This window comes from Dermacoccus sp. GAS27A (genome assembly GCF_044909235.1).
Taxonomy (GTDB): Bacteria; Actinomycetota; Actinomycetes; order Actinomycetales; family Dermatophilaceae; genus Dermacoccus; species Dermacoccus nishinomiyaensis.
The window spans coordinates 269,392-286,901 of record NZ_JBIYDW010000001.1 but is presented as its reverse complement, the minus strand read 5'-3'; the positions used below and the strand labels follow the sequence as shown (position 1 = coordinate 286,901).

16 protein-coding genes and 1 riboswitch are annotated in these 17,510 nt (G+C 68.7%); of the genes, 7 read left to right on the top strand and 9 right to left on the bottom strand.

All coding sequences use genetic code 11. From position 1 onward, the window contains the following. Nucleotides 1–3: 3 nt before the first annotated feature. From ABH936_RS01220 to ABH936_RS01210, 3 genes are all read right to left on the bottom strand, one after another. Nucleotides 4–1,023, bottom strand: coding sequence for a phosphotransferase family protein (locus tag ABH936_RS01220; RefSeq protein WP_167539834.1), 1,020 nt, complete (start codon nt 1,021–1,023; stop codon nt 4–6). A 16-nt stretch (nt 1,024–1,039) separates the two neighbouring features. Next, entirely contained in the window at nt 1,040–3,076 is a 2,037-nt protein-coding gene (gene dxs, locus ABH936_RS01215) for a 1-deoxy-D-xylulose-5-phosphate synthase (RefSeq protein ID WP_239303802.1), read from the bottom strand. 172 nt (nt 3,077–3,248) lie between these two features. Continuing rightward, the gene (locus tag ABH936_RS01210; RefSeq protein WP_074039193.1) at nt 3,249–3,626 is read right to left on the bottom strand and encodes a hypothetical protein; all 378 of its coding nucleotides are present in this window, start codon (nt 3,624–3,626) and stop codon (nt 3,249–3,251) included. A gap of 112 nt (nt 3,627–3,738) precedes the next feature. Further along, a riboswitch (TPP riboswitch) is annotated at nt 3,739–3,844 on the top strand. Here ABH936_RS01210 and ABH936_RS01205 point away from each other — a divergent pair. Further along, entirely contained in the window at nt 3,838–5,154 is a 1,317-nt protein-coding gene (locus tag ABH936_RS01205; protein ID WP_404602200.1) for an MFS transporter, read from the top strand. It overlaps the preceding riboswitch by 7 nt. Nucleotides 5,155–5,243: 89 nt before the next feature. Further along, nucleotides 5,244–5,876, top strand: coding sequence for a hypothetical protein (locus tag ABH936_RS01200; protein WP_006945283.1), 633 nt, complete (start codon nt 5,244–5,246; stop codon nt 5,874–5,876). 222 nt (nt 5,877–6,098) lie between these two features. On the opposite strand, the gene ABH936_RS01195 is transcribed toward ABH936_RS01200, so the two are convergent. Both ABH936_RS01195 and ABH936_RS01190 read right to left on the bottom strand, forming a co-directional pair. Beyond that, entirely contained in the window at nt 6,099–6,578 is a 480-nt protein-coding gene (locus ABH936_RS01195) for a D-alanyl-D-alanine carboxypeptidase family protein (protein WP_404602198.1), read from the bottom strand. After that, nucleotides 6,575–6,898 (bottom strand): hypothetical protein, encoded by a 324-nt coding sequence (locus ABH936_RS01190; RefSeq protein WP_281712509.1) that lies wholly within the window; start codon nt 6,896–6,898, stop codon nt 6,575–6,577. Before ABH936_RS01190 ends, ABH936_RS01195 begins: the two co-directional genes overlap by 4 nt. A gap of 204 nt (nt 6,899–7,102) precedes the next feature. Between ABH936_RS01190 and ABH936_RS01185 the strand changes: the two genes are divergently transcribed. The 3 genes from ABH936_RS01185 (at nt 7,103) to ABH936_RS01175 (ending at nt 10,445) form a co-directional block, all read left to right on the top strand. Then, nucleotides 7,103–7,810 (top strand): B3/4 domain-containing protein, encoded by a 708-nt coding sequence (locus tag ABH936_RS01185; protein WP_239303810.1) that lies wholly within the window; start codon nt 7,103–7,105, stop codon nt 7,808–7,810. A 179-nt stretch (nt 7,811–7,989) separates the two neighbouring features. Continuing rightward, nucleotides 7,990–9,489, top strand: a complete 1,500-nt coding sequence (locus ABH936_RS01180; RefSeq protein ID WP_404602195.1) for an AMP-binding protein — start codon at nt 7,990–7,992, stop codon at nt 9,487–9,489. Continuing rightward, on the top strand, nt 9,486–10,445 hold the full coding sequence (locus tag ABH936_RS01175; protein ID WP_239303814.1) for a phosphotriesterase: 960 nt from the start codon (nt 9,486–9,488) through the stop codon (nt 10,443–10,445). Before ABH936_RS01180 ends, ABH936_RS01175 begins: the two co-directional genes overlap by 4 nt. A gap of 121 nt (nt 10,446–10,566) precedes the next feature. Here ABH936_RS01175 and ABH936_RS01170 read toward each other — a convergent pair whose 3' ends face one another. The 4 genes from ABH936_RS01170 to ABH936_RS01155 all read right to left on the bottom strand — a co-directional run bounded on the left by ABH936_RS01170 (nt 10,567) and on the right by ABH936_RS01155 (nt 15,946). Beyond that, a complete protein-coding gene (locus tag ABH936_RS01170) occupies nt 10,567–11,310 on the bottom strand; it encodes a hypothetical protein (protein ID WP_404602192.1) in 744 nt (247 codons plus the stop codon). Next, on the bottom strand, nt 11,307–11,459 hold the full coding sequence (locus ABH936_RS01165; RefSeq protein ID WP_062255911.1) for a CopG family transcriptional regulator: 153 nt from the start codon (nt 11,457–11,459) through the stop codon (nt 11,307–11,309). The genes ABH936_RS01170 and ABH936_RS01165 overlap by 4 nt, the downstream gene beginning before the upstream one ends. A gap of 145 nt (nt 11,460–11,604) precedes the next feature. Next, nucleotides 11,605–14,409: an aconitate hydratase AcnA gene (gene acnA / locus ABH936_RS01160; RefSeq protein WP_241724632.1), complete on the bottom strand. Its 2,805-nt coding sequence runs from the start codon at nt 14,407–14,409 to the stop codon at nt 11,605–11,607. A 253-nt stretch (nt 14,410–14,662) separates the two neighbouring features. Beyond that, complete coding sequence (locus ABH936_RS01155; RefSeq protein ID WP_404602189.1) at nt 14,663–15,946, bottom strand: class I SAM-dependent RNA methyltransferase; 1,284 nt, start codon at nt 15,944–15,946, stop codon at nt 14,663–14,665. 84 nt (nt 15,947–16,030) lie between these two features. Here ABH936_RS01155 and ABH936_RS01150 point away from each other — a divergent pair, with 84 nt between their 5' ends. Beyond that, a complete protein-coding gene (locus tag ABH936_RS01150) occupies nt 16,031–16,756 on the top strand; it encodes a potassium channel family protein (RefSeq protein WP_404602187.1) in 726 nt (241 codons plus the stop codon). A gap of 41 nt (nt 16,757–16,797) precedes the next feature. Further along, on the top strand, nt 16,798–17,499 hold the full coding sequence (locus ABH936_RS01145; protein WP_241724634.1) for a TrkA family potassium uptake protein: 702 nt from the start codon (nt 16,798–16,800) through the stop codon (nt 17,497–17,499). Nucleotides 17,500–17,510: the final 11 nt, after the last annotated feature.

Sequence of the window (17,510 nt, the reverse complement as noted above, 5' to 3'; positions counted from 1 at the left end):
GCGTCAGTCGTGCGACGGCTCGGGCGCATGCCCGAGGGAACGGTTGATCTCGGCGATCAACCGGCGTCCGTGCACACCCCACGCGTGCCGCTCGTCGGCACTCGCGCGCGTCAGGGCGCGCTGCCACGTGAAGACGCGCCCGACCCGGGCGATGAGCAGGGCGTCGTCGACGGCGGCGCTCAGCGCAGTGCTCGAGACGACGTCGCTCCACACGCTGAGGTAGGCGCGCAGGATGCGCTCACGGGCTGCGCGGGCGGCGTCGTCGTCGAGGCCCTCGCCGATGCGCTCGAGCGGGACGAGCAGCGAGCACAGCGGGTTGCCGACGCTCGCGTCGCCCCAGTCGAAGATGCGCGCGTCGTGAGCGCCCGCCGAGGTGCCGTCGGCAAAGACGTTGCCGGCGTGCAGGTCGTCGTGCTGAATGGTCAGCGGCAACCCGACGGCGTCGAGCCGCTGCGCGGCGCGGCGCACCTCACGTGTCGTGTCGGGTTTGAGCCCAAGGCGTTGCCACCGGCGAGCCGATTCGCGCGGCGACATGTCGGGCACGCCCGCGTCGCGCAGTTGATCGACGACCCGCGTCGACGAGCGTTGCAGTCGCGCGTAGCGTCGCACCACGGACGACATGAGGCTGACGGCGTCGTCGTCACGCTGGACGTCACGAAGCACCGGGCCCTGATCGGGCATGAGCAGCCAGCCGCGCTCGGGGTCGTCGGCCCACACGACCGGAACCGCGTCGGGCGTGACGGAACGCAACGCGCGCAGGATGGCGGCCTCGGGGCTCATCTCCGGGCTCGTCGCCTTGAACCACACGCGCCCTTGATCGGTCGTCTCGGCGACGAGCACCGTCGACCAGGGACGCACGCGCGGCTGCAACGGCGTCGTCGGCACACGTTCGAGACCGCGCCGCGCGAGGGCCGTGTCCATCCAGCGCACGGCCTCCCAGCGCCACGTCTCACTGCTCCAGATCGCGCTCGCGGGCGCGACCTGATCAGAGCCGGGGAGAACAGGAAGATCGGGTGACTTCACCACGTCGTTCGACCGCTCAGTCGATGTCGGCGTGAGCGGCGACCGGCATGGCGTCCCCGAGATCACCCGTCGCACCGGCATCACGTCCCGCGGCCTGCGTGCCTGCGTCACCGTCGCGGGTGCCTGCACCGCCGTCAGGCGCGTGTGCACCACCGTCGTACGCATCGGCGCGCGTGAGTGCTGCGTCGTCGCGCCCGAGAGCGTCGACGATGTCGGCGGCCGTCAGCCCCACGGTCGCGAGCACCTCGCCGCGCGAGGCGTGGACGAGGAACTCCTTGGGAATGCCGAACGTGTCGAGCGGCGTGCGCACACCGGCTTCACGCAGGCGTCGCGCGACGGCGCTGCCGACGCCCGCCTCGACGAGGTTGTCCTCGATGACGACGACCCGGCCCGCGGCGCGGGCGAGGTCGACGAGTTCGTCGGCCACCGGGTAGGTCCAGCGCGGGTCGACGACCTGGACGCGACGGCCCTGATCGGTGAGCAGATCGGCGACGCCGAGTGCCGTCGAGACCATCGACCCGACACCGACGACCAGCACGTCCACGCCGTCTCCGCCGTCGGGTTCACGCATGACGTCGAGGCGACCGAGACGTCTCTCGGCGACGAGTGGGTCGGCGACGTCGCCCTTGGGGAAGCGGATGACGCTCGGTGCGTCGTCGATGTCGACGGCCTCGCGCAGCAGTTCGCGCACCTGTGCGCCGTCGCGCGGGGCGGCGAGGTGCAGGCCGGGCACGATCGAGCAGATCGACATGTCCCACATGCCGTTGTGCGAGGCGCCGTCGGAGCCGGTGACGCCGGCACGGTCGAGCACGAACGTCACGCCCTGACGGTGCAGTGCGGTGTCCATGAGCAGCTGGTCGAACGCGCGGTTGAGGAACGTCGCGTAGACGGCGACGACGGGGTGCAGGCCGCCGTACGACAACCCGGACGCCATCGTGACGGCGTGCTGCTCGGCGATGCCGACGTCGAACACGCGCTCGGGGTACTTCTTCGCGAACCCGTCGAGCCCGACGGGGATGAGCATGGCAGCCGTGATGGCGACGATGTCGTCGCGCTCGGCGCCGAGGGCGACCATCTCGTCGCTGAACTCGTCGGTCCAGATGCGGCCACTCACCTCGAACGGCAGGCCCGTCTCGGGGTTGAACTTGCCGATGCCGTGCCACTGGTCGGCCTCGTCGGAGAACGCGGGCTCGTAGCCGCGGCCCTTCTGCGTGATGACGTGCACGAGGGTCGGCCGGCCGTAGTCGCGAGCGCGGCGCAGCGCGGCCTCGACCGCCGCCTCGTCATGTCCGTCGATCGGGCCGAGGTACTTGATGCCGAGGCTCTCGAAGACGCCCGTGTCGGGGTAGACGATGTCCTTGAGACCACGCTTCACGCCGTGCAGCGCCTCGTACATCTTCGTCCCGACCTTCGGCGTCGCCTGCAGGCGGTTCTTGCCCCAGTCGAGCACCTGGTCGTAGGTGTGCATCGTGCGCATCGTCGCGAGGTGGTGCGCCATCCCGCCGATCGTCGGGGCATAGGAGCGCTCGTTGTCGTTGAGGACGATGACGAGCGGCAGGTCGGCGTCGGCGGAGATGTTGTTGAGCGCCTCCCACGCCATGCCGCCGGTCAGGGCGCCGTCACCGATGACGGCGACGGTGTGACGGTCGCTCTCACCCTTGAGGCGGCGCGCCTTGGCGATGCCCTCGGCCCAGCTCAGCGACGTCGAGGCGTGCGAGTTCTCGACGACGTCGTGCTCGGACTCCTCGCGGCTCGGGTAACCCGACAATCCGCCGGATTTCTTGAGCTTGCTGAAGTCGTGACGCCCCGTCAGCAGCTTGTGGACGTAACTCTGGTGGCCGGTGTCGAAGACGAACGTGTCCTTCGGCGAGTCGAAGACGCGGTGCATCGCGATGCTCAACTCGACGACACCCAGGTTGGGGCCCAGGTGCCCGCCCGTCTTGGAGACGGATTCTACGAGGAACTGACGGATCTCGGCGGCGAGCGCGTCGAGCTCCTCGGCGGGGATTCGCTTGAGATCGTCCGGACCCGAGATGGTTTCCAGCAGCGTCACGTCTCACTCAGCCTTTCGAAAGTGCAGTCTCCTGAGTCTAGGTCGTCGACCGCGCAGCCGCCATGCGGGCGGGGGCACCCTCCCGTCGCACCCCCGTCGGAGCCGGTAGCGCCGTCGGAGTTCAAAGGCCGGGACTCTGCCCGCCCACGCACCCCCCCCGAACGCCGGCGCATCACAGCCGAGGGACGAACGTCTTGCCGCGCATCGCCTCGTGCACGAGACGGACGGCGCGCGCCGTGGCACGCAACCGCAGCCCCTCCGCGGACAGGTGCTCCATCACCTGCGGCACCGCGCGCGGTGGCAGCTCGTCAGCGAGGTCGACGCGGATGCGGCGATATGACTCGCGCATCGCGCCGAGTTGAGCGTCGACATGCCACGTCGCCACCCAAGCGAGCGCCACCGGGTGACGGCGCCATGCGTCGTAGGCGCGAAAATCCGAGGGGCACTGATCGAGCAGCCACTGCGTCGCCGCCTCCTGCCACCCCGGCGCACCCGGCGGCGGCACACCTCTCGGCCAGCCCGGAGGGCCGGTGTTCACCTCGTCCGACATGACCCCAGCGTACCCCATTGTTCGAACACGTGTTCTATTTGATGACCGCCCCACGAGACCCGCAGACCGGCGCGAGACACGCCCCCGAAGCCGGGTGCTCTGTGGCATGCTGAGCCCGTCACACGGGAGCCCGAGGCGCGGGCTGAGAGGGCATCGCCATGCCGACCGTCCAACCTGATGCGGTTCATGCCGCCGTAGGGAGTGTTCGATCGTGTCTACCCTGACGCCTGCCCACGACGATGCGCCGCGCCTGGCGCCGGCCGCCGCCACCCCAGAACGGCGCGAGGCCCGCCGCAGCGCCCTCGTCGGAAACTTCGTCGACCAGTTCGACATCTTCCTGCCCGTCATTGCGCTGGGTGGGGTGCTGTCGACGCGTTCGACGATTCCCGACGGCATCGTCTTCGCCGCGACACTCCTGGGCCGCCCCCTCGGGGCGTTCGCCCTCGGCACCCTGGCCGATCGTCGCGGACGAGCCCGCGTGTCACGCGGCGCACTGCTCGGCCTGAGCGTGTGCACCGGCCTCATGGTGACGCTCCCCCTGCACACCTCGACGTGGGCCGTGGCCGCTCTCCTGGCGTTGCGCTTCGCCGCCGGATTCTTCCTCGGCGGGCAGTACTCCGCGGCCATCCCCCGCGCCCTCGCGCTCACAGAGCCGCAACGACGCGGCCACCTGAGCGGCCTCGTCATGGCGATGTCACCCCTCGCGAACGCCACCATCGCCGCCGCCACGATGATGCTGACGGCCTCACTCGGCGGCGCGTACACCACGTGGGGGTGGCGCCTGCTGTTCGTCGTCGGCGCACTCCTGCCGTTGGCCCTGGCCCTCACCGCGAGGTCAGCGCACGCCGGGCCGGCAGGTCACAGCCACTCTTCCCACGAATCCGACAAGCGCGATCCCGCCGCGCACGTCGCGACCGACGACGAGGAAGAGCGCGTGACGGGCCGTGTCGTGGCCGCATTGTTCACCCTCATGACGGGGCTGTGGTTGTTCACGATGATGGGCGTCTCGGTGCTGACGAGTTCGCTGCGCCCGCACTTCTCCCCCCATGACGTCGGGCTCGTCATGCTCGTCGCGACGGCCTTCAGTGCGCCGACGATGGCCGCGGCGGGTGCCGTCTCGACGCGTGTGGGCCGTTCACGCTTCTTCATGGCGTTCGGAGCACTGGCCTGCATCGCCGCCCCCGCCGCCTATCTCGCGGCGATGCACGCGGCGTCATCGGGCAGCATCGTCGCCACGACGATCGCCGCCGCGGCCGTCCAGATCGTCACCGTCTCCGCCTACGGCCCGGTCGGCGCCTACCTCGCCGAACACTTCCCCGAGTCGCGACGTTCGCGCGGTTACGGCAGCGTCTATTCGGCGTCGATCGTGCTGCCCGGCCTGTACCCGTTCTGGCTGCCCACCGTGACGCAGTGGCTCGGCCGTTCGGCCGCCGTCCCGCTCGTGCTGTGCGTCGCGGGCCTCCTCGTCACTCTTGCCCCCGCGTGGATACGCGGAAGTAACGTTGGTGGTTACGAAAAAGTAAGTTGAGTGGGTGAAATCAGCTCGAACCGGTGGCGACGCCGTGATGATCTTGTTAACGTCGTGACTCGGTTCACATCGACTATCGAAGGATGAGCATGTTCACCACACGCCGTACCGCCAAGATCGCCCTCGTCGCCACCGCCGTGGCCGGCACCGTCACGATGGCTGCGCCCGGCGCGCAGGCCGCGACGAGCGACACGACGAAGGACACCATCTGGAACCTCGGCTACGACACGTCGGCGACGACGACGATCAAGAAGTCCGGGCAGTCCTCGACGACGACCGGCTTCACCTTCTCCACCCTCCACGTCGAGAAGGGCGACCTGAGCTCCGACATCATGCTCAAGGACTTCAAGATGCCGGTGAAGCTCGGCAAGCTGCAGATCGCCATCGCGACGATCTCGCAGGAACCCGTCGGCAAGGCCGTCGGAACGATCGACCCGAACACGCACAAGATCGTGCAGACCCAGAAGGTCAACCTCCACATCAAGGATGTCTCGGCCACGGGTAAGGGCCTCATCAACCTCGTCGGCAAGAACTGCCGCACGAGCAGCCCCATCACGCTGACCGTGACGGGCAAGCAGGGTGGCTTGTTCGACCCGATCAACCTCTCGGGCACGTTCACCATCCCGAACTTCGCCAACTGTGGCCTGTCGACGAGCCTCGTCAACAGCCAGGTGGCCGGCCCCGGCAACACGATCAACATGACGCTGACGCCGCACGGCTGATCGCGACCAGCCTCACACGCATCATCTCGGCCGCCGGTACCCCACGGGTGCTGGCGGCCGACGCGTGTCGACTGACGGCAACCGCCACCCGCCCCGATAGCCGCTCGACCATTACGCGTCTGCAAGACGAATGTACGGCGCATTCCTCGTGCAGACGCGTAATCGTCGAGCAACTGATGGCCTGCGCGGTTCACCCAGCGGTTGCGACCTCCGTCACCGTCGTCACCCGACGAAGTTGTAGTGCCACCACTCGGGGTTGGACCCGCGCCGATCCCTGTAGTCGGGGCGGTCGAATCCCCAGCGCTTGGAGTTGGCCGTCAGCCACACGTCGTAAGAACGCCCGAAGTACAGAGGCGAGTTGATCGCGTTCGTGCGGGCGATGCCGAAGTCGATCGCGTTGCCCAACCCGTGGTTCGAGGTGCCGGGGACGGCCGCGCGGGGGTAGCCGAGAGTGCGGTAGAGCAGCTGCTGACGGCTCAGGGTGCGGTGGGCCTCGGTGATCGTCAGCGCCACACCGAAACGAGCCTTGAAAGCCGCGGCCAGTCCGAGATATCCGACGGCCGCCGCGCGCGAGAGATACCGCGGCTCGTGCGGCAGGTTGCTGACGTTGACGCTCCAGCTCGGCAGTCGTGTGACGGCCGACATCGGCAGACGGCCGTTCACCGCGCGCGCCGTCGTCGCGGCGAGGACTGCGGACGTCACCACCGCCCCTTGAACGCACCCTCGGCGATGCGGAACCACAGGCCGCTCGCGTCGTAAGAGCCTGTCAGCGTCGTGGTGCTCGCCAGCGTCCCGACGATCCGGGCGCGCGGTTCCAGCGTGGGCTGATCGCGCACGTTGACGCGGTAGGAAAGCGTCGCGGTCGTCCGTCGCACGAGGACCGACGTTGCCCCCGCACGGGCCACCTGCCTCGACGCAGGAACCGCTGCGAAAGCCTGCGGCGCCCCGTCGATCACGAGGGCCGTCGTCGCCGCAGCGAGGCCGGCGTGTCGAATCGCGCCACGTCGCGTCAGTGTCTCCATCGCAGAATTCCCCCGTCACTCGTCGGCGCGCTGCCCGCCCCGCCATCAGCCTCTTGAGTGTGACACACATCACCGCGGCGCGGGAGATCGTGCGTCACGCCCGTGAACAGGGGCGCTGCGGCAGCACCGGTGCGGCCACCGCCTCGAGACACAGCCCCACCCGGGGGCACCCACGCGTCGTGCCGTCCGCGCGAGAATGGGCCCATGACTTCTTTCGACGCCTGGCTCGAAGCCGCTTCCATCGATGACTCCGTGCGCGAACTGCGCCCCGATTACCGTGCCGTTCTCGTCGTCGCGCGGGGTCTGCACAGCGGTGCGTCGAACGAGGAGAGCGAGACGCTGCTGTTCTCCGCTGAGGAGCACGTACGCGGCATGCTCGAGCACACCCCTCCCGAGGAACTGCCGCACATCGCGGCCTGGCGCGATGCGTACCGCGCGTTCGGCGCGAAACCGCAGCGCACACGCAACTCGGCGGAGGCGCTGCTGCGCCGAGCCGACGCCCTCCCCCGCGTCAACGCGCTGACGGATGCCTACAACGCGGTGTCCGTGCGCCACCAGACGCCCCTCGGCGGTGAGGATCTCGACGCCTACGACGGTGCGCTGCGCCTCACGCGCGCCACCGGCGACGAGGAGTTCTCGACGATGTCCTCGGGCGCCGAGACGATCGAGCACCCCGACGCCGGCGAAGTCGTCTGGCGTGACGACGCCGGCGTCACCTGCCGCCGTTGGAATTGGCGTCAGTGCTATCGCACGCGTCTGACGGGCGAGACGACGAACGCGATCTTCATCTGCGATGTCCTCGACGTCGAGCCCGGCGACGGCGAGCAGCGCGCCACCGAGGTGCGCGACGCCCTGTGCGAGGCGCTCGAGGCCGTCAGCCCCGGAGTGACGCTGACGAGTCGCATCCTCTGATCCATCGGCGGCGCCGATGTTGCCCGGGTTTCGCGACATCGGCGCCCCGTTTGCCGGGCAACATCGGGGCGGGCGACGTCACTTCGCGCGCCTGCCGACTCACTCGAACTGCCGAATAACGCCCATGAGGGGCCTCTCACCTCTACCGTGATTCACATCACGATGACATGAGGTGACGCATGCCGAACATGGCCGACCCGATCTGGACACACGCGACGAGCGCACCCGAGCGCCCCGCGCTTCGCAGCCCGAGCACGACCTGGAACTACGCCACGCTGAGGGACAAGGTGGCCGCGTTCGCGGGGCATCTACGTGACCGCGGCATCAGCCAGGGCGACCGAGTCCTGCTCATCGCCCCCTCCGTTCCGGAGTTTGCCGTCGCCTACTACGCCGCGCAGGCCGTCGGGGCGATTGCGGTGACTCTCAACACGATGTCCACTCCCGCAGAGATCGAATACGTGGCGACGGACTCGGGCGCTCGGCACATCGTCGCGTGGCACGCGAGCGCCGCGGCTGGCGAACGCGTCGCGAGCAAGCTGACGATGGATCTCGTCGTCCTCGATGCCGGCGCCGACGCCGCCACGCGGGCCCCGCTCGACGAACCCGTCGAGCGCGCTGACGACGACACGGCCATCCTGCTGTACACCTCCGGCACGACCGGCCGCCCCAAGGGGGTGCAGCTGACGGTGGCGAACCTGTTCGCTGTGGCGAGCGCGTTCATCACGCAGCTGAACTTCGCATCGACGGAGAAGTTCGGTACCGCGCTCCCCCTGTTCCACGTCTTCGGTCAGTGCGTGTGCATGAACACCGTCATGCTGGCCGGCGGGTCGTTCTCGGTGCTCTCTCCCTTCGAACCACGCGCGATGTTGGCGATGATCCGCGACCACGAGATCAACGTCGTCGCGGGTGTGCCGACGATGTGGAACTACCTCGTCCACGTCGAGGGCGACTTCGGGCCGAAGGACTGCCCCGACCTGCGCCTCGCGGCCTCCGGCGGTGCGAGCCTGCCCGTCGAGGTCATCGCCGCCTTCGAGCGTCGCTTCGCCTGCACCATCCTCGAGGGGTACGGCCTGACGGAGACGACGGGCGCCGCGAGCTACCACCGCGACGGCATCGAGCAGCGCGCCGGCACCGTCGGCGTCGCGCTGCCCGACACCGAGATCGTCATCGAGAGCCTCGACGGGGGCCGCGCGCCCGTCGGTGAGGTCGGACAGGTGCTCGTCAAGGGCCCGACGGTCATGAAGGGGTACTGGAACAACGAGGCGGCCACCGCCGAAGACCTGCGCGACGGTTGGCTGCGCACCGGCGACCTGGGCCGTCTCGATGGGGACGGCTACCTGGCGATCGTCGACCGGGCGAAGGACCTCATCATCCGCGGTGGGTACAACGTCTACCCCCGCGAGGTCGAGGAGGTGCTCTACAGCCACCCCGACGTCGTCGAGGCAGCCGTCATCGGCGTGCCGGACGAGCGCTACGGCGAGGAGGTCGCAGCCGTCGTCGTCCTGGCGCCGGGGCGCGAACTGAGCGCCGACGAGCTGCGCGCGTGGCTCAAGGAGCAGCTGTCCGCGTACAAGGTGCCCCACCTCATCCGCTTCGACGACGCACTGCCCAAGGGCGCCACCGGAAAGATCCTCAAGCGCGCCATCGAGTGGACCACCGACGAAGGAGCAACACCATGACGCAGGTCCAGACCGTCACCGGCCCCATCGAAGTCGAGCAGATGGGTGCGACTCTCGTCCACGAGCACATCTTCGTGATGAACGAGGAATACCGCCTCAACTACGCGGAGTGGGACGAGCAGGCCCAGATCGCCGATGCCGTCGAGCAGCTGACGCAGCTCGAGGGGCTCGGCATCGACACGATCATGGATCCCACCGTGCTGGGGCTCGGGCGCTACATCCCCCGGGTGCAGCGCATCGCGCAGCAGGTGAAGCTGAACATCATCGTCGCGACGGGCGTCTACACCTACAACGAGGTGCCGTTCCAGTTCCACCACAGCGGGCCGGGGCTGCTGTTCGACCAGCCCGAGCCGATGGTGCAGCTCTTCCTGAAGGACCTCAACGACGGCATCGCCGACACCGGAGTGCGTGCCGCATTCCTCAAGTGCGCCATCGAGGAGCAGGGCCTGACGCCCGGCGTCGAACGCGTCATGCGTGCCGTCGGCGCGACGAGCGCGCAGAGCGGCGCGCCGATCACGGTGCACACGCACGCCGCGAGCGAATCGGGGCTCGTCGCGCAACGCGTGCTGGCGGAGGAAGGCGCCGACCTGAGCCGGGTCATCATCGGTCACAGCGGCGACTCGACGGACCTCGACTACCTGTGCCGCCTCGCCGACGCAGGCAGCTACCTCGGCATGGACCGCTTCGGCCTCGACGTGCTGCTGCCCTTCGAAGAACGCGTCGACACCGTCGCGGAATTGTGCCGACGTGGGTACACCGAGCGCGTCGTCCTCGCGCATGACGCGTCGTGTTCCATCGACTGGTTTCCCGCCGAGGCACGCAAGGCGGCCGTGCCGAACTGGAACTACCGCCACATCAGCGAGGACGTCCTGCCGGCCCTGCGTGAGCGCGGCGTCGAGGATGCTCAGATCACGACGATGCTCGTCGACAACCCGCGCCGCCACTTCGGCGGCTGACCCTGGCGTCGAGCACTCCGGCACCTGCGTCCGCACGAAACCCGCCCGAAGGTTGAGGTGATTCGTGCCTCATGGAGCGCGAATCACCTCAACCTCCCGCGCCGCCGAGGGGCCCGCGGCCTCAGACGGACGCAGCGTCGGCGAGTCGTTCGTAGCCGTAGAAGTCGCGCTGGCGTTCGTTCACCCAGACGCGAGGCCCGTCGGGGGCGCTGATGAGCGCGGTGCGCCCATAGGTCTCGTCGACGATCTCGACTTCCACCCCGGCCTCGCGGCACAGGCGCTCGAGATCGTCGAGCGCGTCGATCTGGAACGACAGTGCGGCACCGCCCTCCCCCTCGTGGACGAGCACCTCGCCGCCGCCCGCCGCGACCATCTCGACGAAGGTGCCCGCGTCACTGCGCAGGACCGGGTGGAGACCCAACGCCTCGAACGCCGTGACGGTCGTGTCAATCTCGCCGACCAACGACAGCGGCGTCACCATGAGCGCACCCGGTCGTCGCGGCCCCGTCGGCACCCGTCCTTCGACGACGGCGACGTCCGGCCCCGCAGGGCCGCGGTGCACGTCGAGCACGCGGCCGAAGTCCTCCGTCACCATCGTTCCGCCAACCCCCACCGCGGCCAGGGCGCCGCGCGCGGCATCGAGATCGGCGACGACGACCTGCAACGCGCAGGAGCCGGTCGGCGCCTCGTCGGAGGCGGCATGCACGCCCAGCAACCCACCGCCCGACATCTCGAACTCGGCGTACTCGGGCGAGGTCACGACCGGGTCGCCTCCCAGGGCCCGCGCCAGGTCACTCCATCGCTCGACATAGCCGGTGAACACGATCTGCCTCACCGCCACGCGCTGCGTGCCCTGCTCTTTCATCGCTTCTCCTCGAGGTAGTCGCTCATGACGTGCTCGACGAAGGCGGACAGGCTCAGCCCCTCGTCGATGCTGCGGTGCTTGATCTCTCGAACCAGGTCCGCAGGTAGGTAGACGTTGAACTGTGCCTTTTTCGGACGATTCTCGACCATCACCCCTCCTTGTTAGCTTGCTAGCAATTTAGCATGGACGACGGCGTTACCGCGCCAGAAGCAGGAAGGTGCTCGACACGACGACGCGGCCCGGCTCCCCGAAGGGGAACCGGGCCGCGTCGCTCGTGCAGGTGGGTCAGATCGCTCAGGCGGCGTTCTTCACCAGGTTGCGCAGCACGTACTGCAGGATGCCGTCATTGCGGTAGTAGTCGGCCTCACCGGGGGTGTCGATGCGAACGACCGCGTCGAACTCGATCGGCTCGCCGCCGTCCTTCGACGCGACGACCTTGACCGTCTTCGGCGTCGTGCCCTCGTTGAGCGCCTCGATGCCGGTGATCTCGAACGTCTCGGTGCCGTCGAGGCCCAGGTCGTCCGCGGTCTTGCCGGCCGGGAACTGCAGCGGCAGCACGCCCATGCCGATGAGGTTCGAGCGGTGGATGCGCTCGAACGACTCGGCGATGACGGCCTTGACGCCGAGCAGACGCGTGCCCTTGGCAGCCCAGTCGCGCGAGCTACCCGAGCCGTATTCCTTGCCACCGAGGACGACGAGCGGAACGCCGGCCTCCTGGTAGGCCTCGGACGCCTCGAAGATCGTCGTCTGCTCACCACCGTTGAGGAAGTTGCGCGTGAAGCCGCCCTCGACGCCGTCGAGGAGCTGGTTCTTCAGACGGATGTTCGCGAACGTACCGCGCACCATGACCTCGTGGTTGCCGCGACGCGAGCCGTAGGAGTTGAAGTCCTTGCGCTCGACGCCACGCTCGGCGAGGTACTTGCCCGCCGGGCTGTCGGCCTTGATGTTGCCGGCCGGGCTGATGTGGTCGGTCGTGACGGAGTCGCCGAGCTTCGCGAGCACGCGAGCGCCCGTGATGTCGGTGACCGGCGTCGTCTCCATCTTCATGCCGTCGAAGTAGTTCGGCTTGCGCACGTACGTCGACTTCTCGTCCCACGCGAAGGTCTTGCCCTCGGGCGTCTGCAGGCTCTGCCAGCGCTCGTCACCGGCGAAGACGTCGGCGTACTCCTTCGTGAACAGGTCCTTCTTGATCGCGCCCTTGATCGCGGCGTCGACCTCCTCGGCGGACGGCCAGATGTCCTTGAGGAACACATTGTTGCCGTCCTCGTCCTTGCCGATGGCGTCGTTCTCGAAGTCGAAGTCCATCGTGCCGGCCAGCGCGTAGGCGATGACGAGCGGCGGGGAGGCGAGGTAGTTCATCTTGACGTCGGGGCTGATGCGGCCCTCGAAGTTGCGGTTACCCGAAAGGACGGCCGTCGCGGTGATGTCGTTCGCGTTGATCGCGTCCGAGATCTCCTGCTCGAGCGGACCCGAGTTACCGATGCAGGTCGCGCAGCCGTAACCGACGAGGTAGAAGCCGACCTTCTCGAGGCTCTCCCACAGACCTGCGGCGTCGTAGTACGCGGTGACGACCTTCGAACCAGGCGCCATCGACGTCTTGACCCACGGCTTGCGCGTCAGGCCCTTGTCGGCGGCCTTCTTCGCGAGCAGACCGGCGGCCATCATGACCGACGGGTTCGACGTGTTCGTGCACGACGTGATCGAGGCGATCGCCACGTGACCGTGGTCGAGCGTGAACGAGCGACCGTCGTTCATCTTCACCTCGACCGGCTTCGAGACACGGCCCTCGGCCGACGGCACCGCGGCCTCGACGGGCGTGACGGGCGTGGAGTTGTCGGCCTGCTCGTCGCTGCCCGGCTGCACCGGGTCGGAGGCCGGGAACGTCGTGCCCTCGACGCCGTTGCCCTCGACACCCGAGGTGTAGCTCGGCAGCTGCTCACGGAACGTCTTCTTCGACTCGGACAGGATGATGCGGTCCTGCGGGCGCTTCGGGCCGGCGATCGACGGGACGACGTCGCCGAGGTCGAGCTCGAGGTACTCGGAGAAGCGGGGCTCGTTGCTCGGGTCGTGCCACAGGCCCTGCTCCTTGGCGTAGGCCTCGACGAGAGCGACCTGCTCGTCGTCACGGCCCGTCAGGCGCAGGTAGTCGAGCGTGACGTCGTCGATCGGGAAGATCGCACACGTCGAACCGAACTCGGGGCTCATGTTGCCGATCGTCGCGCGGTTGGCGAGCGGAACCTCGGCGACACCGTCGCCGTAGAACTCGACGAACTTGCCGACGACGCCGTGCTTGCGCAGCATCTCGGTGATCGTGAGGACGACGTCCGTGGCTGTGACGCCCGGCTTCGTCGAGCCCGTCAGCTTGAAGCCGACGACGCGCGGGATGAGCATGGAGACGGGCTGGCCGAGCATGGCCGCCTCGGCCTCGATACCGCCCACGCCCCAGCCGAGCACGCCGAGGCCGTTGACCATCGTCGTGTGCGAGTCGGTGCCGACGCAGCTGTCGGGGTAGGCCTTGCCCTCGCGCACCATGACGGTGCGGGCGAGGCGCTCGATGTTGACCTGGTGGACGATGCCCGTGTCCGGCGGGACGACCGCGAACTCGTTGAACGCCGTCTGGCCCCAGCGCAGGAACTGGTATCGCTCCTCGTTGCGCTGGTACTCGATCTCGATGTTCTTCTCGAACGCCTGCGGGTTGCCGAAGTCCTCGATGATGACGGAGTGGTCGATGACCATCTCGGCCGGGGCGAGGGGGTTGATCTTCGCCGGGTCGCCGCCGAGGTCGCCGACGGCCTCACGCATCGTGGCGAGGTCGACGACACAGGGAACACCGGTGAAGTCCTGCATGATCACGCGCGCCGGCGTGAACTGGATCTCGGTGTCGGGGTCGGCGTTCTCGTCCCAGTTGCCCAGAGCAGCGATCTGCTCCTTCGTGACGTTCGCGCCGTCCTCGGTGCGCAGCAGGTTCTCGAGGAGAACCTTGAGGCTGTACGGGAGGTTCTTGCTGCCCTCGACCGTGTTGATGCGGTAGATCTCGTAGCTGTTCGAGCCAACCTCAAGGCTGCCCTTTGCTCCGAAGCTGTCCGTGCTCTGACTCACGCCGACTCCTTCGTCTGTTGCCTGGGCACGCACCCCTCGGGCACGCGTCCCGCGTCATTTATCTTGACGTCAAGATAATCAAATCACACGCCGGGAACGGGCCTCAGCAAAGGCATGCCTAACTTCGACAGCCCCGTCGTGACGCCGCTCTCACGATCGATCGTAGGCCGATCCGACGCGCCTGTCTGCCCGTGCGCACACTTGGTCGCGCCTGTTCCTGCTCACTGCGTGCGCGCCGAAGAACGGTTGACGATCAACCCCGCGGACGCAGCGTCGCGATGCACTCGACGTGCTGCGTCATCGGGAACGCGTCGAAGCCGCGCAGGTTCGTCAGCTCGTACCCGTGCGACGCGAAGTAGCCGAGGTCGCGCGCGAGTGCCGCCGGGTCGCACGCCACGTACGTGACGACGCGCGGTGCGAGGCCGACGATCGTCGCCACGACATCGCGTCCGGCACCGGCGCGCGGCGGGTCGAGGACGACGACGTCGGCACGCTCCAGCGGCAGGCGCGCCTTCTCCACGGGTGAGGTGACGAGGTCGACGTGGCGCGCACCGCCCATGTTGGTGCGCGCGTGGTCGACTGCGTCCGCGTCGGCTTCGACACCGACGACGCGCCCGTCAGGCCCGACGAGGTCGGCGAGCGCCCGCGTGAACAGGCCGACACCGCAGTACAGATCGAGGGCGCTCTCCCCCGGCTGCGGGTCGGTCTCGTCGATGACGGCGTCGAGGAACGTCGCCGCGGCGCCCGGGTGGACCTGCCAGAAACCGCGGGCACTGACGTCGAACTCCGCACTGCCATGCGCCGATTCGACGACCTCGCGGACGGTCGGCGTCGTCTCACCCTTCGGCTGAGGCAGTTCGATGCCGATGATGTCGTCGCCGACACTCGGGCGCACCAGGTCGAACCCGGTGACGCCGGCGTCGAAGCGTTCGTGCAGGGCGGGTGTGAACCCGGCATCGGCGATGAGGCAGTCGTCGATCTCGACGAGGCGGTGCGAGCGGTGCTCACGCAGTCCGGCCACGCCACCGTCGACGGCGAGTTCGAGGCGGGTGCGCCAGCGCAGACCTTCGGCTATCGGGCCGTCACCGTGCAGGGCCTCGACGGTGAAGTCGGGGAAGCGTGCGTCGACATCGAGCTTCGCGATGCGGGCGAGCTGTTCGCGCACGACATCGGCCTTGAGGCGGCGCTGCGCGTCGAGACTGGCGTGCTGCCAGTCGCAGCCCCCACACAGGCCCGGCCCGGAGAACGGGCACGGCGGCGTCACCCGATCCGGTGAGGCGCTGAGGATCTCGATGGCGTCGGCGCGCAGGAACTTGGACTCGCTCGTGCCGTCCGTGATGCGCGCGACGACGCGCTCCCCCGGCAGCGCGTGCCGCACGAACACGACGCGCCCGTCGTGACGCGCGACGCAGTGACCACCGTGCGCGACGTTCTCGACGTCGAGCTCGAGGAGCTGCCCCTCCATCGCAGTGCCCTTGCGGGTGCGTCGACGGTTCTGCGCGCTGCGGCGCCCGGGTGCGGTGCGAGAGGTTGCCATACGCCCCAGGGTTCCTGTCGTCGCCGCGAAACGCAACGAAGGTGGGCTTGGCTCGGATGGACACGGCTTCGATAAGGTCGAAGCGTGCACTACGTCATCATGGGTTGCGGTCGCGTCGGCTCCTACCTCGCGCGCAACCTCCAGGACGCCGGCCACTCCGTCGCCGTCGTCGACCGCGACGAGGCGGCGTTCCGTCGCCTGCCGAGCTCGTTCGAGGGCAGGCGTGTCGTCGGTATCGGTTTCGACCGCGACACCCTCGTCGCCGCGGGCATCGAGCAGGCGTATGCGTTCGCCGCCGTGTCCAGCGGCGACAACTCGAACATCCTCGCCGCACGCGTCGCGCGCGAGACGTACGGCGTCGACCACGTCGTCGCCCGTATCTACGACCCGGGCCGCGCCGAGATCTACGAGCGCCTCGGCATCCCCACCGTCGCGACGGTGCGCTGGGCCGCCGACCAGGTGATGCGGCGGCTCGTACCGCAGCAGGCCGTCACGGTCCACCAGGACCGTACGGGCAGCGTCAGCATCGTCGACATGCCCGTGGACGCCGCGTGGATCGGCACCCGTTACCGCGACCTCGAAGCCGCGACGGGCACGCGCGTCGCGTACGTCGCGCGCACCGGCACGGCGCTGTTGCCACGCGAGGATCTCGTGCATCAGGACGGCGACACCGTGCATCTCGTCCTCGCCACCCGCGACGTCGAGCGTGTCGAGGCCGTGCTCGCGGCACCGCCGTCGAGCATCACGGGTGTGCGGCCTGCGTCGTCCGGACACGCAGAAGCGTCGAACCCGGCGACCCGCCGGCCCTGAGTCGACACGCCGCCCGTCCGATCCGAACCGAAAGGCCCAGCATGCGCGTCGTCCTCGTCGGAGCAGGCAGCGTCGGACGTTCCATCGCCCGCGAACTACTGCTCAACGACCACCAGGTGCTACTCATCGACAAGTACGCTCGCGAGTCCCGCGTGCAGTCGATTCCGGAGGCCACCTGGCTGCTCGCCGACGCGTGCGAGGTCGCGACGCTGCACGAGGCCCAGCTCGAGGCAGCCGACGTCGTCGTCTGCGCGACCGGTGACGACAAGGTCAATCTCGTCGTCTCTCTGCTCGCCAAGACCGAATTCGGCGTGCCGCGCACCGTCGCACGCGTCAACAACCCGAAGAACGAGTGGATGTTCGACGACGGCTGGGGCGTCGACGTCGCCGTCTCGACACCGCGGCTCATGACGGCGCTCGTCGAGGAGGCCGTCAGCGTCGGTGACCTCGTGCGCCTGTTCGAGTTCCAGCAGGGCAAGGCGACGATGGTCGAGCTGACGCTGCCCGCTCACGCGCCGTTCGTCGGCAGCCGCGTCGACGAGGTGCACCTGCCCGCCGACTGCGTGCTCGTCGGCATCATCCGCGACCAGCTGCCCATCGCACCGAGCCCCCACGACACCCTGCATGCCCTCGACGAACTGCTGTTCCTCGCGACCCCGTCGGCCGAGCGCGAGCTCGCGGCGACGCTGACGGGCCGGCGCCCCGAGGAGATCTCGACGGTGCACTCCGGCCCGCAGGCCTGAGGCCGCTCTGG

Bases quoted from the DNA above. Each gene is read 5' to 3' on its own strand.
- ABH936_RS01165 (WP_062255911.1), bottom strand. From the start codon at position 11,459: ATGGTCGAGAATCGTCCGAAAAAGGCACAGTTCAACGTCTACCTACCT.
- ABH936_RS01145 (WP_241724634.1), top strand. From the start codon at position 16,798: ATGCGCGTCGTCCTCGTCGGAGCAGGCAGCGTCGGACGTTCCATCGCC.
- ABH936_RS01155 (WP_404602189.1), bottom strand. From the start codon at position 15,946: ATGGCAACCTCTCGCACCGCACCCGGGCGCCGCAGCGCGCAGAACCGT.
- ABH936_RS01210 (WP_074039193.1), bottom strand. From the start codon at position 3,626: ATGTCGGACGAGGTGAACACCGGCCCTCCGGGCTGGCCGAGAGGTGTG.
- ABH936_RS01175 (WP_239303814.1), top strand. From the start codon at position 9,486: ATGACGCAGGTCCAGACCGTCACCGGCCCCATCGAAGTCGAGCAGATG.
- ABH936_RS01190 (WP_281712509.1), bottom strand. From the start codon at position 6,898: ATGGAGACACTGACGCGACGTGGCGCGATTCGACACGCCGGCCTCGCT.
- ABH936_RS01200 (WP_006945283.1), top strand. From the start codon at position 5,244: ATGTTCACCACACGCCGTACCGCCAAGATCGCCCTCGTCGCCACCGCC.
- ABH936_RS01170 (WP_404602192.1), bottom strand. From the start codon at position 11,310: ATGAAAGAGCAGGGCACGCAGCGCGTGGCGGTGAGGCAGATCGTGTTC.
- ABH936_RS01180 (WP_404602195.1), top strand. From the start codon at position 7,990: ATGCCGAACATGGCCGACCCGATCTGGACACACGCGACGAGCGCACCC.
- ABH936_RS01185 (WP_239303810.1), top strand. From the start codon at position 7,103: ATGACTTCTTTCGACGCCTGGCTCGAAGCCGCTTCCATCGATGACTCC.